Source organism: Mesoflavibacter sp. CH_XMU1422-2, from assembly GCF_037029245.1.
Classification (GTDB): Bacteria; Bacteroidota; Bacteroidia; order Flavobacteriales; family Flavobacteriaceae; genus Mesoflavibacter; species Mesoflavibacter zeaxanthinifaciens.
Map to the genome: position 1 here is coordinate 329,011 of NZ_JAYMEE010000092.1, position 15,630 is coordinate 344,640.

16 protein-coding genes are annotated in these 15,630 nt (G+C 30.2%); 14 read left to right on the plus strand and 2 right to left on the minus strand.

All coding sequences use genetic code 11. The annotated features are described in order from the left end of the window. Position 1: 1 nt before the first annotated feature. Positions 2–472 carry a hypothetical protein gene (locus tag WA340_RS14405; protein WP_106680106.1) on the minus strand — a complete coding sequence of 157 codons (471 nt, stop codon included), beginning with the start codon at positions 470–472 and terminating at the stop codon, positions 2–4. Positions 473–636: 164 nt separating this feature from the next. Here WA340_RS14405 and WA340_RS14410 point away from each other — a divergent pair, with 164 nt between their 5' ends. The 10 genes from WA340_RS14410 (at position 637) to rlmN (ending at position 10,950) form a co-directional block, all read left to right on the plus strand. Further along, positions 637–1,266 (plus strand): carboxypeptidase-like regulatory domain-containing protein, encoded by a 630-nt coding sequence (locus WA340_RS14410; RefSeq protein ID WP_336129591.1) that lies wholly within the window; start codon positions 637–639, stop codon positions 1,264–1,266. Between the two features lie 46 nt (positions 1,267–1,312). Then, complete coding sequence (gene rsgA, locus WA340_RS14415; RefSeq protein WP_336129592.1) at positions 1,313–2,263, plus strand: ribosome small subunit-dependent GTPase A; 951 nt, start codon at positions 1,313–1,315, stop codon at positions 2,261–2,263. A 1-nt stretch (position 2,264) separates the two neighbouring features. Beyond that, a complete protein-coding gene (dtd, locus tag WA340_RS14420; protein ID WP_336129593.1) occupies positions 2,265–2,717 on the plus strand; it encodes a D-aminoacyl-tRNA deacylase in 453 nt (150 codons plus the stop codon). 2 nt (positions 2,718–2,719) lie between these two features. Next, on the plus strand, positions 2,720–2,914 hold the full coding sequence (locus WA340_RS14425) for a hypothetical protein (RefSeq protein ID WP_336129594.1): 195 nt from the start codon (positions 2,720–2,722) through the stop codon (positions 2,912–2,914). A gap of 84 nt (positions 2,915–2,998) precedes the next feature. Continuing rightward, on the plus strand, positions 2,999–4,870 hold the full coding sequence (locus tag WA340_RS14430; protein ID WP_336129595.1) for a DUF3857 domain-containing protein: 1,872 nt from the start codon (positions 2,999–3,001) through the stop codon (positions 4,868–4,870). A gap of 6 nt (positions 4,871–4,876) precedes the next feature. Beyond that, positions 4,877–6,847 carry a DUF3857 domain-containing protein gene (locus tag WA340_RS14435; protein WP_336129596.1) on the plus strand — a complete coding sequence of 657 codons (1,971 nt, stop codon included), beginning with the start codon at positions 4,877–4,879 and terminating at the stop codon, positions 6,845–6,847. 108 nt (positions 6,848–6,955) lie between these two features. Further along, on the plus strand, positions 6,956–7,282 hold the full coding sequence (locus tag WA340_RS14440) for a nucleotide pyrophosphohydrolase (protein WP_027881088.1): 327 nt from the start codon (positions 6,956–6,958) through the stop codon (positions 7,280–7,282). Positions 7,283–7,293: 11 nt separating this feature from the next. Next, positions 7,294–8,517, plus strand: coding sequence for a 3-phosphoshikimate 1-carboxyvinyltransferase (aroA, locus tag WA340_RS14445; RefSeq protein WP_336129597.1), 1,224 nt, complete (start codon positions 7,294–7,296; stop codon positions 8,515–8,517). Positions 8,518–8,620: 103 nt separating this feature from the next. Beyond that, the gene (gene queA, locus WA340_RS14450) at positions 8,621–9,670 is read left to right on the plus strand and encodes a tRNA preQ1(34) S-adenosylmethionine ribosyltransferase-isomerase QueA (protein WP_336129598.1); all 1,050 of its coding nucleotides are present in this window, start codon (positions 8,621–8,623) and stop codon (positions 9,668–9,670) included. 236 nt (positions 9,671–9,906) lie between these two features. Beyond that, entirely contained in the window at positions 9,907–10,950 is a 1,044-nt protein-coding gene (gene rlmN / locus WA340_RS14455; protein WP_336129599.1) for a 23S rRNA (adenine(2503)-C(2))-methyltransferase RlmN, read from the plus strand. Positions 10,951–11,003: 53 nt separating this feature from the next. On the opposite strand, the gene WA340_RS14460 is transcribed toward rlmN, so the two are convergent. Next, positions 11,004–11,948, minus strand: a complete 945-nt coding sequence (locus tag WA340_RS14460) for a T9SS type A sorting domain-containing protein (protein ID WP_336129600.1) — start codon at positions 11,946–11,948, stop codon at positions 11,004–11,006. 195 nt (positions 11,949–12,143) lie between these two features. Here WA340_RS14460 and WA340_RS14465 point away from each other — a divergent pair, with 195 nt between their 5' ends. From WA340_RS14465 to WA340_RS14480, 4 genes are all read left to right on the plus strand, one after another. Then, complete coding sequence (locus WA340_RS14465; protein ID WP_223077408.1) at positions 12,144–13,121, plus strand: polyprenyl synthetase family protein; 978 nt, start codon at positions 12,144–12,146, stop codon at positions 13,119–13,121. A 76-nt stretch (positions 13,122–13,197) separates the two neighbouring features. Beyond that, the gene (locus WA340_RS14470; protein ID WP_336129601.1) at positions 13,198–13,758 is read left to right on the plus strand and encodes an RNA polymerase sigma factor; all 561 of its coding nucleotides are present in this window, start codon (positions 13,198–13,200) and stop codon (positions 13,756–13,758) included. Next, positions 13,745–14,467, plus strand: coding sequence for a hypothetical protein (locus tag WA340_RS14475; protein ID WP_336129602.1), 723 nt, complete (start codon positions 13,745–13,747; stop codon positions 14,465–14,467). Before WA340_RS14470 ends, WA340_RS14475 begins: the two co-directional genes overlap by 14 nt. A gap of 32 nt (positions 14,468–14,499) precedes the next feature. Then, positions 14,500–15,567 (plus strand): hypothetical protein, encoded by a 1,068-nt coding sequence (locus WA340_RS14480; protein WP_336129603.1) that lies wholly within the window; start codon positions 14,500–14,502, stop codon positions 15,565–15,567. Positions 15,568–15,630 lie beyond the last annotated feature (63 nt).

Genomic DNA, 15,630 nt, shown 5'->3' on the forward strand with positions numbered 1-15,630 from the left:
ATTATTTTACTCTTTTAAAAGTATATCTAGTAATAAAAATACCTTTACCGTCACCTTTTCCTCCTTCACTTTCTACACCTGTGTTTACAAATGCTAATTCCCAACCTTCGCTAATCATAGCATTAATTTTAGAAGACATTACAGCGTCATTTGCAGCAATATTTTGAAATCTAATTCCTCCTAAATTATAAAAGTTTAAAAGTTTAGTTTCTTCGTAATTTTTAACTCTTATTTCGTTTCTTTTAGATTTGTTTTTTTCGTCTTTATCTTTGTCGTCACTTCTTAAAGTGGTAAATTCTTGATAGTCTTTATCTTCTGTAGCCATTATCATTCTAGAACGACCAATACCGTTAGGAACAATAGATTCTACAGCAGTAACAACCTTGTATTCAACTTGAGCTGGTTTGTTAATAAAAGAAATTGATGTGAAAGCAATTGCAATGATTGCAAGAAGAAATAATGATTTTTTCATTTAAAAAAATTTAAGTTAATAATTGGCAATATACATTAAATTACAAATTAATTGATAATTAATTCGGTTTTTTCCCTCATTCATTTTAATGATTCCCTCAATTAAGATTTTATAAATTTTAGGTTAATGCTAAGTTTGGTTGTCTAATAAATAATCTAAGAATTATGAAACTAAAATTACTCTTAAGTCTATTGCTTTTATCTTCAACAATAACAAAAGCACAAACAATAAAAGGAACTATTACAGATGGTGAAAACAAACTTGAAGATGCTAATATTATTGTTAAAAGCACAAAAAGGGGAACAACATCTGATGCTAATGGTGAATTTAAAATTGAAGCAATAAAAAATGATACACTTTCAATTTCGTATTTAGGTTACAGTACTAAAAATATTGTAATCACTGATAAGAATAATATTGAAGTAATATTAAAAGTTGATAATACTTTGGATGAAGTTGTTTTAATTGGTTATCAATCTACAACTTATAAATGTTGTTACAGTTGCTTTGTAAAAGTTACTAAAATTACAGAAAACAATAAATCTATAGTCAAGTCTAAGCTTTTTCCAAATCCTTCATCAACAGGTGTTTTTAGTTTACAACTGTTAAAGAATTATAATCAAGTTGAAGTGCAAATAACAAACTTATCGGGACAAATTTTACAACTACATCAATTTAATAATGTATCACAACCTTTAAGTTTAGATTTATCTCAGTTTAACTCTGGTGTTTATTTAATAACTATTGTAGCAGATGGTGAAAAATTACCATCTAAAAAAGCGATTAAGCCTTAGCGTATTTCAATTTAAAAATTGTTATTTTGTAACTTATTTAGCTTAAATGACAGGACGAGTTTATAAATCTACAGGAAGCTGGTACACTGTAAAGACCGAATTAGGTCAGACTTACGAGTGTAGAATAAAAGGTAAATTCCGTTTAAAAGGAATAAAAAGTACCAATCCAATTGCTGTTGGAGATTTTGTAGATTTTGAACTAGATGATAAAAATAACGAAGAAACCGGCGTTATTAATAAAATCCATGAACGCGAGAATTATATTGTAAGAAAATCGGTTAATCTGTCTAAGCAAACACACATAATAGCTTCTAATATAGATCAAGTTTTTTTGTTGGTAACTATAGATAATCCACCAACATTTACCAGTTTTATAGACCGTTTTTTGGTTACTGCAGAAGCTTATGATATTAAGGCTGTACTTTTGTTTAATAAGGTAGATACTTATGATCAAGATACACTAAATGAGGTAAGATATTTGGCACATGTGTATAGACAAATAGGATACGAGTGCATTGGCATTTCAGCAAAAACAGGAAAAAATATAGATAAGGTAAAAAGTATGATGTCTGGTAAAGTAAGTATGTTTACAGGTCATTCTGGTGTAGGAAAATCTACTTTGGTAAATGCTATAGAGCCATCTTTAGATTTAAAAACTAAAGAAATATCCATGCAGCATATGCAAGGACAACATACTACTACTTTTGCCGAAATGTTTGATTTAAGTTTTGATGCAAAAATTATAGATACTCCAGGGATTAAAGGTTTTGGAGTTGTTGATATGGAAAGAGAAGAAGTAGGTGATTATTTTCCTGAGTTTTTTGCCTTAAAACAAGATTGTAAATTTAATAATTGTTTACACCTAGAAGAACCAAAATGTGCTGTAAAAAATGCTTTAGAAAATGATGAAATTGCAGCATCAAGATATAGAAGTTATGTTCAGATTTTAGAAGGAGAAGAAGAGCATTACCGAACTGATAATTGGGATAAAGAGTAAGATGAAAGTTGTATTACAACGTGTTAATCAAGCAAGTGTCACTATAGATAACCAAACACTAGCTAAAATAGAACAAGGTCTATTAGTATTAGTAGGAATTGTAGAAGAAGATACACAAGAAGATATTAATTGGTTAGTCAATAAAATAATGAATTGCCGTATTTTTTCTGATGAAAACGGTGTAATGAACAAGTCTGTAAAAGATATTGATGGCGATGTAATAGTTGTAAGTCAATTTACGTTACACGCCAGTACAAAAAAAGGCAATAGACCAAGCTATATAAAAGCAGCAAAACCAGATGTTGCAATTCCGCTTTACAAAAGTTTTATAAAAATTTGCGAAGCAGACTTACAAAAGCCTATTCAAACAGGTCAATTTGGTGCCGATATGAAAGTTGCTTTAGTAAATGATGGACCAGTAACCATCATTATAGATACAAAAAATAAAGAATAACCATGAAAAGAAAAATCTTAGAATTTATTATAGCTTTTTTATTTAACGGTATTATATTTTCGTTAATTCATTTAGTTATAGATAATGATTATGCTTTAAATGAATTAGTTAAAATGGGCGTGTTTTTTGGTGTAGCAATGGGATTATTTCATATTTTAATTTTACCATACATAGTTAAAAGGAAAAACAGAAATTGATATAAGTTTTTTTGTTGAATTAATATTCATATATTAGTCGCAAATTAATCAATAATGCCCTTTTACAAAACCCTAAAGAGTGTCTTGCTCTTTCTTCTTTTTTCAACAACTTTTTTTGCACAAAGTAACTTACAGTTTAGTTTATTTAATACTGCTTTAACTGATAATGCTAATGCAATTATTAGAGAAAATTCAGTAGAAATTACTATAGAATCGGTTGATGTTATTACTTATAAAAAACGTCGAATAGTAACGGTTTTAAACGAAGCAGGAAATAGACACGTAAATGCAGTAGCTTATTATGATGATGGTAAAGATGTCAAGAAGATAAAAGCTATTATATATGATCAATTAGGAAGAGAAATTAAAACTGTAAAAAAACGAGACTTTTCAGATGTTAGTGTTGCAGATGGTTTTTCTATTTTTAATGATAATCGTGCATTGCATTTAGATTATACACCAAGCAGTTATCCTTATACAGTAGACTTTACTGTCGAGACAATTAATACAAATACTGCTTTTATTCCGTCATGGTATCCTTTAGAGGCTTATAACGTAAGTACAGAGCTTTCTACCTACAAAATAATTAATAATACACCTATAGAGGTAGTTGTAAAGGAATCTAATTTAAAAGAATATAAAGCTGAAAAGATTTCAGATTTTGATTATAAGATTGAAAACGCTCCAGCAGTTACAAGAGAAGCTTTTAGTCCGTCATTATCAAAAATAGTTCCTTCAGTCAAAGCAACTTTAAAAAACTTTAGCATGTTAGGCGTAGAAGGTGTTAATAATAATTGGCAAGACTTTGGAAAGTGGATGGGTGATAAACTATTATCTGGCACACAAGAGTTACCTGAAGGAGTTAAAACAGAAATTACAGAGCTAACCAAAGACGCTTCTTCACCAATTGAAAAAGCCAAAATAGTCTATAACTACATGCAAAATAAAACAAGGTATATAAGCATACAAGTTGGCATTGGTGGCTGGAAACCAATGTTAGCAGAAGATGTAGATAGACTTGGGTATGGAGACTGTAAAGGACTTTCTAACTACACAAAAGCATTACTAGATTACGTAGGTGTAACCTCTTATTATACTGTAGTTTATGGCGACTCAGATATACGAGATATCGATTCGGATTTTTCTTCATTACAAGGTAATCATGCTATTTTAAGTATACCTAATAATGACGATTATATTACTTTAGAATGTACAAGTCAAACAGCACCATTTGGTTATATAGCTAATTTTACAGACGATAGAGATGTGTTGATAATAACACCAGAAGGCGGTAAAATAATACATACAAAAAGTTATACTCCTAAAGAAAATAAACAAACAACTTTAGCAAGTGTAAGTATTGATCAAACAGGAAGTATTAAAGCTAATGTTAGCATAAAATCTCAAGGAACACAATATAAAAGATATCAACGTTTAGATACACAAACAGAAAAAGAAAATATACTTTACTATAAAAATTATTTTGATAATATAAAGAATCTTAAAATAGAAAATGTAAATCTAATCAATAATAAAGATCAGATTGTATTTGAAGAAAATTTAAAATTATCTGCAAAAAATTACACAACAAAAGCAGGAAACAGATTGTTATTTTGTCCTAATATTTTTAATATAATGGCATACGTACCACCAAGATACAAAACCAGAAACTTACCTTTTGAAATAGATAGAGGTTTTTATGATGTAGATGAGTATGAAATATTACTGCCAGAAAATATAGCAGTAGAAGCTCTGTTAGAACCAATAGAGATAAAAAATAAATTTGGGTTATATAAATCTTCTATCCAATCAAAAGATGACAAAACTTTAATATACACAAGAGAATTACTTATCAATAAAGGCGCATATACTAAAGAAGACTACAAAAACTACAGACAATTTAGACTAGATATAGCAAAACATGATAAATCAAAAATGGTCTTAAAAATAAATTAATAACCAATGGGAAGAATAATTATTATTTTACTGTTAATATCAACAGTAACAACAAAAGCACAAAATTTTAAATTCGGAAAAGTTAGTAAAGAAGAGGTTGAAGAAAAACAACATCCTTTAGAGCCAGAAGCAAATGCAGCAGTACTATATAAAAGTGAAGAGATTGCTTTTGATTTTAGTACAATAGAAGGCTTCGAGCAAACAAGAAAAGTACACGAAAGGATTAAAATTTACAATAAAGAAGGTTACGATTATGCAACTAAAAAGTTGAAACTATACAATGAAGATGCCTCAACAAGAGAGAGAGTTATAGGAATTAAAGGTTATACTTATGTTTTAAAAAATGGAAAAGTAGAAAAAATAAAACTTAGAAAAGAAAATATTTTTGAAAACGAAAACAATGAATTTTGGGCAACCAAATCTTTTACAATGCCAAGTATAGAAGAAGGTTGTGTAATAGAATTTGAGTATATTCTTAAAACTCCATTTATGAGTATAGATGATGTTATTGTACAATATGATATTCCAATAAATAAAATAGAAAGTAGAATAGCAATACCAGAGTATTTTAACTACAATAAATATCCAAATCTTAAAGCAAAAATTCAACCAGAACTAACAGAAACAAAAAAAGTAAGAAGAGAGCAATTTGATGCAAAATCTCAAGGATTAGAGTTTGATGAAAACATCATCAATATCAATATGGATAATGTAGCTTCGTTAAAAGATGAACCGTATGTTGATAATTTAGATAATTATAGAGGTAAATTAGCATTAGAGTATGCTTTTTATAGAGCTCCAAACGGAAAAGTTACATCATATTCTACCACTTGGGACAAAATCACAAAAAACATAAATAAAAGCGAAAGCTTTGGAGAGCAAATAGAAAAATCAAGTTACTACGAAGAAGATTTAGCAAAAGTACTTAAAGAAACTAATAGTGATGACGAAAAGATTCTTGCAATATTTGACTTAGTAAAATCTAAGGTAAAATGGAATGACTTTATAGGATATAAAACCAATGACGGTGTAAAAAAAGCTTACAAAGAAGGAGTAGGTAATGTTGCAGAGATAAACCTTATTTTAGTATCAATGCTTAAAAAAGCAGGAATAAAAGCAAATCCTGTATTAATAAGTACAAGAGATAATGGTGTACCTCTTTTTCCAACAAGAAGTGGATTTAACTATGTAGTCTGTGCAGTAGAAAAAGAACAAGGTTTAATCTATTTAGACGCTACACAAAAAAACGCTAACATAAATATTCTTCCTACAAGAGCTATTAATTGGTTAGGTAGAATTGTAAGAGAAGACAATACTTCAGATTGGGTACAATTGTCTCCAAAAAAAACATCTAAAGAAATAATTTCATTAAACTTAGATTTAAATGAAGATTTAACCGAAACAGGTAAACTTAGAAAAAGACTAACCGATTATTATGCTTTTAATTATAGGGATGATAATAGAGGTAAAGCAAAAGAATCTATAATTCAAGACATAGAAAATGATAATTCAGGGTTAATAATTAATGAGATTAATCATAAAGATTTAGATAATACATACAAGCCAATAACCTATGATTATGATTTTACTTATGAAGGCGCAGCAGAAGAAATTGCAGGTATGATCTATTTGTCTCCTTTAGCATTTTTAATCTCAGAAGAAAATCCTTTTGTGCAAGAACAAAGAAATTATCCTATAGATTTTGTAGCACCGTTATCAAGTAAATATATCGTAAATATTAACCTACCAGAAGGCTATGTGGTAGATGCTTTACCAGAAAGTGCATCAGTTAAGTTTAATGCTAATGCAGCAAGCTTTACTTACATAGCAAAACAGGTAGGTAATAAAATTCAGATTATGGTAGATACAGAGATAAATCAAACTTTAATTACTCCAGATCAATATTTAGATTTTAAAAAATTCTATCAGTTTTTAAAAGACAAAGAGTCAGAAAAAATTGTTCTTAAAAAAGCTTAAACAAAAATTTATTCAAACATTCTAATCATATTTTAAAAGTATTATAGCTTTTGAAAATACAATAATTATCTTTGAAGTGTTTAATCAACATTTCAAAGGTAATTAGTAATGAATATCAAAAACGCACAGCAAGAAGTAGATAATTGGATTAAAAACCATGGAGTAAGATATTTTAACGAGCTTACTAATATGGCGCAACTTACAGAAGAAGTAGGTGAAGTTGCACGTATTATTGCAAGACGTTATGGAGAGCAAAGCGAAAAAGAAAGCGATAAAAATAAAGATTTAGGTGAAGAGTTAGCAGACGTTATGTTTGTAGTTTTATGTTTAGCAAACCAAACAGGAGTAGACCTACAAGATGCTTTTGATAAAAAGTTAGACTTAAAAACAAAACGCGATCACGACAGACACCATAACAATCAAAAATTAAAGTAAATCATAGATAGATGAATTTACAACTCCATAAATCTACCATAACAAGCAATAAAAAGATAGCTATAACAGGCTCTAAAAGTGAGTCAAACAGACTGTTGCTTTTACAAGCGTTATATCCAAGTATTGATATTGCAAACCTGTCAAATTCAGACGATAGTCAATTAATGCAAAAGGCATTAAAATCATCAGATAGAATTATAGATATACATCATGCTGGTACAGCAATGCGTTTTTTAACAGCATTCTATTCTACTCAAAAAAATAGAGAAGTAGAATTAACTGGATCTAAACGTATGAAAGAGCGACCAATAGCCATATTAGTTGATGCTTTAAGACAAATTGGTGCAGATATTTCATATAAAGAAAACGAAGGTTTTCCACCATTGATAATAAAAGGAAAACAACTAACAGGTCATGAAGTTACTTTAAAAGCCAATGTTAGTAGTCAATATATTTCGGCATTATTGTTAATTGCTCCTAAATTAGAAAATGGATTAGAATTAACTTTAGAAGGTACAATAACATCCATTCCATATATTAAAATGACGCTTAATTTATTATCACAAATAGGCGTAGAATCTTCTTTTAAAGATAATGTAATTACAGTAAAGCCATTACTAAATATAAAAGAAAATAAAAATTTGGTAGTAGAGTCCGATTGGTCTTCTGCATCCTATTTTTATAGTATTATAGCACTTTCAGATATAGGTGCTAATGTTACTATTTCATCTTATAAAAAGGAAAGTTTGCAAGGCGATTCTGTTTTAGCACAGATTTATAAAACATTTGGAGTTTCGACTGAGTTTAATAATAACTCCGTAACAATTTCTAAAACTTCCGAAGCAAAATCAATTAAAGAGTTAAACTTGCAAGAAGCACCAGATATAGCTCAAACTATTGCAGTAACAGCATTTGGCTTAGGCTTGTCTTGTCATTTAACAGGTTTGCACACTTTAAAAATAAAGGAAACAGATAGATTAGTTGCTTTAAAAACCGAAATAGAAAAACTTGGAGGTAATGTGTCTATAACTAATGATAGCTTAAATCTAGAAGCTTCAAATTCAATTATAAAAAATATCGAAATAGATACCTATAATGACCACAGAATGGCTATGGCATTTGCACCATTAGCGTTAAAAACAGATATTATAATTAAAGATTACAAAGTCGTTTCTAAGTCATATCCAACATATTGGGAAGATTTAAAAACTTTAGGTTTTAATTTAGCTCTGTAAACCCTTGTTATTGCTAGGTTGTAAATAATAATTGCTCATTTACTTGACAACGCCTAGTTTCAGATTGTATATTTGCAACTTGTAAATAAAATAAAGCAACTAGATGAAATTATCACATTTTAACTTTGACTTACCAGAAGAACTTTTAGCAGAATATCCAGCAGAAAATAGAGACGAGTCTCGTTTAATGGTATTGCACAGAGATACTCAAAAAATCGAACACAGAATGTTTAAAGACTTAATCGATTATTTTGATGAAAAAGACGTGATGATTCTTAATAATACCAAAGTATTTCCTGCACGTTTATTTGGTAACAAAGAAAAAACAGGAGCACGTATAGAAGTATTTTTATTAAGAGAATTAAATGAAGAACAACGTCTTTGGGATGTATTAGTAGATCCAGCACGTAAGATTCGTATTGGTAATAAACTGTATTTTGGAGATGATGAGTCTTTAGTTGCAGAGGTAATAGATAACACAACATCTCGTGGTCGTACACTACGTTTTCTTTACGATGGATCTTACCAAGAGTTTCGTAGAAAATTAAATGAGTTAGGAGAAACACCATTACCAAAATATATTAAAAGAAAAGTAGAGCCAGAAGATGAAGAGCGTTACCAAACCATTTTTGCAAAAGAAGAAGGCGCAGTAGCAGCACCAACAGCAGGATTACACTTTTCAAAACATTTATTAAAACGTTTAGAAATTAAAGGTGTAGACTTTGCAGAAGTAACATTACACGTTGGTTTAGGTACATTTAACCCAGTAGAGGTAGAAGATCTTTCTAAACATAAAATGGATAGCGAAGAGCTAAAAATAGGACCAGAAGCAGTAAAAATAATCAATAACGCAAAAGCAGAAAAACGTCGTGTATGCGCAGTTGGTACAACAGCAATGCGTGCTATAGAAAGCTCGGTGTCTTCAAGTGGTACGTTAAACGAGATAGAAGGTTGGACAAATAAATTTATTTTCCCACCATACGATTTTAGTATTGCTAATTCAATGATTACAAACTTCCATACACCAAAATCAACATTATTAATGATGATTTCTGCATTTGCAGGACACGATTTTGTTAAGCATGCTTACGAAGAAGCTGTTAAAGAAAAATACAAGTTTTACAGTTATGGTGATGCCATGTTAATCTTGTAAAAGAAAAATAAATATAAATTAACCTCTTTTTATGTCAATAAGAAGAGGTTTTTTTATGGCATTACCCAAAAGGGTCGCGTTTTCGGCAGTCGCTTTTTTGTGTTGCATATACGCAACAACACAAAAAGAGCTTCAACAAAGCCTTAACCGCTAATGCGCCAGCCAAAGACTATTACATTAAATAAATCAATCACTTACACAAAGGATAAATCATAATTTGTAGCTTTGCAAAATCTATGGAAATAAAGAAAAAAGACATACGTGCATTAACCAAAGACCAATTAAGAGATTTTTTTGTGTCTCAAGGCGACAAAGCCTTTAGAGGTAATCAAGTATATGAATGGTTATGGAGTAAAAGCGTTCATACTTTTGAAGATATGACCAATATCTCAAAAGAAACACGTCAAATGCTAGAAGATAACTTTGTAATTAACCATATACAAGTAGATACTTTACAGCGTAGTAGTGATGGTACAGTAAAAAATGCTGTAAAACTACATGATGGTTTGGTGGTCGAGTCGGTTTTAATACCAACCAGTACACGCACAACAGCATGTGTTTCTAGTCAAGTAGGTTGTAGTTTAGATTGTAAGTTTTGTGCAACAGCACGATTAAAACGTATGCGAAATCTTAATCCAGACGAAATTTATGACCAAGTCGTAGCGATAGATAGAGAAAGTAGGTTGTACCATGATAGACCTTTAAGTAATATTGTTTTTATGGGAATGGGAGAGCCATTAATGAACTATAACAATGTATTAAAGGCAATAGATAAAATTACATCGCCAGAAGGTTTAGGGATGTCTCCAAAACGTATTGTGGTGTCAACTTCAGGAGTACCAAAAATGATTAAAAAAATGGCAGACGATGAGGTTAAATTTAAATTAGCAGTGTCATTACACTCTGCAATAGATGAGGTAAGAACATCAATAATGCCATTTAACGCAACATTTCCTTTATCAGATTTAAGAGAGGCTTTAGAGTATTGGTATGATAAAACAAAAAATAGAATAACCTACGAATATGTCGTCTGGAAAGGGATAAACGATAAACGTAAAGATGTAGATGCATTAGTTAAATTTTGCAAATTTGCACCTAGTAAAGTTAACTTAATCGAATATAATCCAATTGATGATGGCGAGTTTCAGCAAGCAAACACAGAAGCTATAGATATGTATCAAAATGTATTAGAAGCTAATAATATAACGGTAACAGTTAGGCGAAGTAGAGGTAAAGATATAGATGCTGCTTGTGGTCAATTAGCCAATAAGAGTAAATAAAAAAAGCGATTTCAATTATTTTGAAATCGCTTTTTAAATATAATTAAGTGTAATTATTCTTTTATAAATTTAAAAGTTTCTTTCCTTTCTTCAGCGGTAATAGTCATAAAATAAATACCGTTATTAAACTCTTTTACATTTATGGAGTTGTCTATTATTTGGTCATTATTTAGTGATAATACTTTTTGTCCTAATTGATTAAAAACTTCAACAGAATTTATAGTTACTTCTGTTTTAATTTTTATGAAGTCTGATGTCGGATTAGGATAAATGCTAAATGGTTTAATGTTAAAGTCATCAGTTGATAAGTTAGGATCTGCTTCGGTTGTAAAAGTGTAATCAACACTAGTTACTGTTCCTAAACAATTAGTAGAAGTAATATTCCATGTATAGGTCGTATCATAAGCCCAAGAACCATAAGTTATGTTAACAGGACTTGTAACGCCAGTAACAGTTCCCACAGTTAATAGATTTAAGTCGTACGTAGTAGCAGCGCCATTATCTGTCCATGCAAAACCGTTTATAACTGGATTTGCTGGATCTGTCATATCAATTGGTACATCGATAGCACCATTAGCAGGATAAGTAATATTTGCAGCATCAGGCATCATTGTAGCAGTACAGGTACAAGAAGGACTTGTGCATTGTATTGTAGTTAAAGTTGCGTCAGAAGCTTGAGTTTGACAAGCGGCATTTAAATGCCAATGAATTATGGCATCTGTAGTAGTAGCGGTAAACGATACAGAAGAAGCGCCATGTGCTAATACTGTACCTCCTACAACAGGATTTTGCCAGTCGATTTCTGCAACAGTAATATATATGCTAGTAGTATTTGTTCCTGTAACGGTATAGGTGTTACCTATAATTAAGCCTTCAATAGCAGAATATTCTGCGTTTGGCCAATTATCTGCAGCAATTTGTTCTGCTGTACCATCATTGACCATGACCAAGTTTCCATAATTTCCACCTCCAAACAGTAGTACATTGGCTATATGCACTAATTGAAAAAATAATGGATAATAAAAGTAAAGTAAAATTTCTCATAAGCTAATTAGTTGTTGATTAATTGATTATCCTAAAGTTAAACAAAAAAAATCTATTAAAGACCTCGACTACAAAAAATTAAAAAATATTAATAATATTGTGTATTACTTTATTCGTATTTTTGAAATTCATAAAATAAGCACTGTTTTTTGAAAATAACCGAACAAATAAAACAACCTATAGCGTTTGAAATGGATCTTTTCGAACAAAAATTTAGGTTGTCAATGTCTTCTAAAGTCGCATTACTTAACCGTATTACCTATTACATTGTAAATAGAAAAGGAAAACAAATGCGACCAATGTTTGTGTTTTTAGTTGCAAAAATGGTAGCAAACGGAGAGGTTAGCGAACGTACCTATCGTGGTGCATCTGTTATAGAACTAATTCATACAGCAACTTTAGTACATGATGATGTTGTTGATGATAGTAACAAACGTCGTGGTTTTTTCTCGATCAATGCACTTTGGAAAAACAAAATAGCAGTTTTAATAGGAGACTTTTTATTATCAAAAGGGTTGTTGCTTTCCATCGATAATAACGATTTTGATTTGCTTAAAATCATTTCGGTTGCCGTTAGAGAAATGAGTGAAGGCGAATTACTTCAAATCGAAAAAGCCAGAAAATTAGATATTACCGAAGAAGTCTATTACGAAATCATCCGACAGAAAACCGCAACTTTAATCGCTGCTTGTTGTAGTTTAGGCGCTGCTTCTGTAAAACCTAATTCTGTAGAAGTAGAAACTATGCGTAAATTTGGAGAGTTAATAGGAATGGCTTTTCAAATAAAAGACGATTTGTTTGACTATGGTTCTAAAAGTATTGGTAAACCAATAGGTATAGATATTAAAGAGCAAAAAATGACCTTACCGCTTATTTATGTGCTTAATAATTGCTCTAAAAAAGATAAAAACTGGTTAATCAATTCAGTAAAAAATCATAACAAGGATAAAAAAAGAGTTAATCAGGTTATAGAATTTGTAAAAGAAAATGGCGGACTAGATTACGCAGTTTCTAAAATGAAATCTTTTCAAAAAGAAGCCCTAAACATCCTTGAAACTTTCCCAGAATCAGATTATAAAGCATCGTTAAAACTGATGGTAAATTACGTTATTGAAAGAAAAAAATAATTTTTTTCAACTTCAGGCAACCTTTTTCACAGTTTTTGCGTCTTTATAAATACAACGTCCAACTAAACACGTTTTTGTGAAAGTAGTAACACTTTTTAATAACGAAGCAAAGCTGATAAAAAAAGCAATTCAGCATAACAGAAAAGCGCAACATACGCTATACGAGATGCATGCGCCAAAAATGTTAAGCGTTTGTCGTTATTATATAAAAGACCTTCAAAAAGCAGAAGAAGTCATGCTTAACGGTTTTTTAAAAGTGTTTACCAATCTTAAACAATTTAAAAGCGAAGGAAGTTTTGAAGGATGGATAAGACGCATTATGATAAGAGAAAGTATCTCTTTCTTACGTCAAGAAAAGCAACTATTTTTTACAGAAGACACGCATCCTTATACAGAGATAGAAGATAGTACATCACAACAATATGATGTGGCATATTTGCAAAAAATGATAGATAATTTACCTGATGGCTATAAAATGGTTTTTGTTATGTATGCAATAGAAGGTTATAAACACTCAGAAATTGCAAAAGAATTAAACATAACAGAAGGCACATCAAAATCACAATTGTTTAAAGCACGACAATTATTGCAAACCCAAATTAATAACCAAAATACCAAAGAGTATGGCTCCAAATAAATTTGAAAAGAAAGCTAAAGACGTTTTAGAACGCCGTACCATAGCGCCAAGTAAAGACGCTTGGACGCAGTTAAATAATAAACTAGAACAGTCTGATAAAAAAAGAAAGTTATCTGTTTGGTGGATAGGTGTTGCAGCAACTTTAGTAGGTGTAATGTTAGTAATTACTTTGTTTAATAAAGAAGAAGTAATGCCAGAAAATACCATTGTCAATCAAGAAAAAGACCAAAAAAGCAAAGAACAGCCTACAGTTATAAAAAATAAAATTGAAGATAAAGTTGAAGAAAATTTTGAAAACACACCTTTAGTTAATACTAATGATGAAGTCGAAACCTCTAAATTAAAAACAGAAACACCTAAAACATTAGTAGCTAATAAACAGAAAAAACCAGAGCAATTTTTAGCAGCAGTTAACCCTAAAAATAAAGAAGAAAATAACAATCAATTAAATAATCAAATATCAGAAAATACAGTTGCAGAAGTATCTAAAAAACAAATAAATTTAGACGAAGCTTATCAGCTTTTAGAAAATGCAATGAATCAATTTTCTGCAGATGATTATAAAAACGTAACAGAAAAAATAAACGCTAACGATCTACTGGAAGAAGTAGAGATGACTTCAGAGAAGTCATTAAAGCACAGACTGTTTTATGTCGTAAAATCAGGCTATGAAACCGTAAAAAGCACAGTAGTAAGTAGCGATAATTAATATTTCATCTAACAAAATTAACACTAACAATTATGCAAAACATTACTAAACACTTAACGCTATTAATTTTAATATTTGTAGTTAGTCAACTGCAAGCACAAGACACATTAACAGTTGCAAAACAAGACGTTTCTAAAATGATCGAAGATTATAAAGAACGTATTAAAAAAGCCGAACTTGAAACTTTAAAAGAAGAAGTAGATAAAATTAATGACCGTTTAGATAGAGAAGATATTACTTTTGAAGAAGCAGAAAAGCTTAAAAAAGAAGCTGCAGAAAAACATGCTAAAAACATAGAAAACCGCTATATTATTTTAGAAAATAAGTTCGAATTAATGGAGCGTAATAATGATCTGCCAGATCCAGATAAAAAGTCAACAGTGTTTTCTATCAATATAGGAGATGGACAAAAAGAAATAGTAGAAGTTAAAGCTAAAAAATCACCTCCAAAATATGATATAAGAACTGGTAATCAATTGCTTTTTGCAATGGGTTTTAATAACGCAATTATAGATGGAGTTGCTTTAGATGATTCTCCATACAAATTAGGAGGATCAGGATTTGTAGAGCTTGGTTGGTTATGGAATACTCGTGTTTTTAAAGAATCAAACTTTTTAAGATTTAAATACGGGTTATCTTTTCAGTGGAATAAATTTGATATAAAAGACAATTTGTATTTTGGAAAAGGAGCAGAAGAAACAACTCTGCAGGTTTTTCCTAACGACCTAAAAAAAGCAAAGTTTAGAACTACAAATCTTGTAATACCTGTGTTTTTTGAGTTTGGACCATCAACTAAAAAAGAATATAAAGATCGTATTAGATATTTTACAGATGATCATTTTAAAGTAGGTATAGGTGGTTATGGTGGTGTTAATTTAGGGACGCAACAAAAGCTAGTTTACGAAGATGAGTTTGGTGATCGTGTAAAACAGAAAATAAAAACAAGCTACAATACTAATACTTTTGTTTATGGTTTAGCGGCTTATATAGGTTACGGAGATTTAAGTTTATATGCTAAATATGACCTGTCTACAATTTTTAAAGACGCAACAGTAGATCAAAACAATATTTCATTAGGTATTAGAGTAGATTTGGATTAAGTCTAATAAGTTAGTATTAAAGCCTCTTAAAATTTTAAGAGGCTTTTTTTGTTTAGATTATTT

Bases quoted from the DNA above. Each gene is read 5' to 3' on its own strand.
- WA340_RS14405 (WP_106680106.1), bottom strand. From the start codon at position 472: ATGAAAAAATCATTATTTCTTCTTGCAATCATTGCAATTGCTTTCACA.
- WA340_RS14410 (WP_336129591.1), top strand. From the start codon at position 637: ATGAAACTAAAATTACTCTTAAGTCTATTGCTTTTATCTTCAACAATA.
- rsgA (WP_336129592.1), top strand. From the start codon at position 1,313: ATGACAGGACGAGTTTATAAATCTACAGGAAGCTGGTACACTGTAAAG.
- dtd (WP_336129593.1), top strand. From the start codon at position 2,265: ATGAAAGTTGTATTACAACGTGTTAATCAAGCAAGTGTCACTATAGAT.
- WA340_RS14425 (WP_336129594.1), top strand. From the start codon at position 2,720: ATGAAAAGAAAAATCTTAGAATTTATTATAGCTTTTTTATTTAACGGT.
- WA340_RS14435 (WP_336129596.1), top strand. From the start codon at position 4,877: ATGGGAAGAATAATTATTATTTTACTGTTAATATCAACAGTAACAACA.
- WA340_RS14440 (WP_027881088.1), top strand. From the start codon at position 6,956: ATGAATATCAAAAACGCACAGCAAGAAGTAGATAATTGGATTAAAAAC.
- aroA (WP_336129597.1), top strand. From the start codon at position 7,294: ATGAATTTACAACTCCATAAATCTACCATAACAAGCAATAAAAAGATA.
- queA (WP_336129598.1), top strand. From the start codon at position 8,621: ATGAAATTATCACATTTTAACTTTGACTTACCAGAAGAACTTTTAGCA.
- rlmN (WP_336129599.1), top strand. From the start codon at position 9,907: ATGGAAATAAAGAAAAAAGACATACGTGCATTAACCAAAGACCAATTA.
- WA340_RS14475 (WP_336129602.1), top strand. From the start codon at position 13,745: ATGGCTCCAAATAAATTTGAAAAGAAAGCTAAAGACGTTTTAGAACGC.
- WA340_RS14480 (WP_336129603.1), top strand. From the start codon at position 14,500: ATGCAAAACATTACTAAACACTTAACGCTATTAATTTTAATATTTGTA.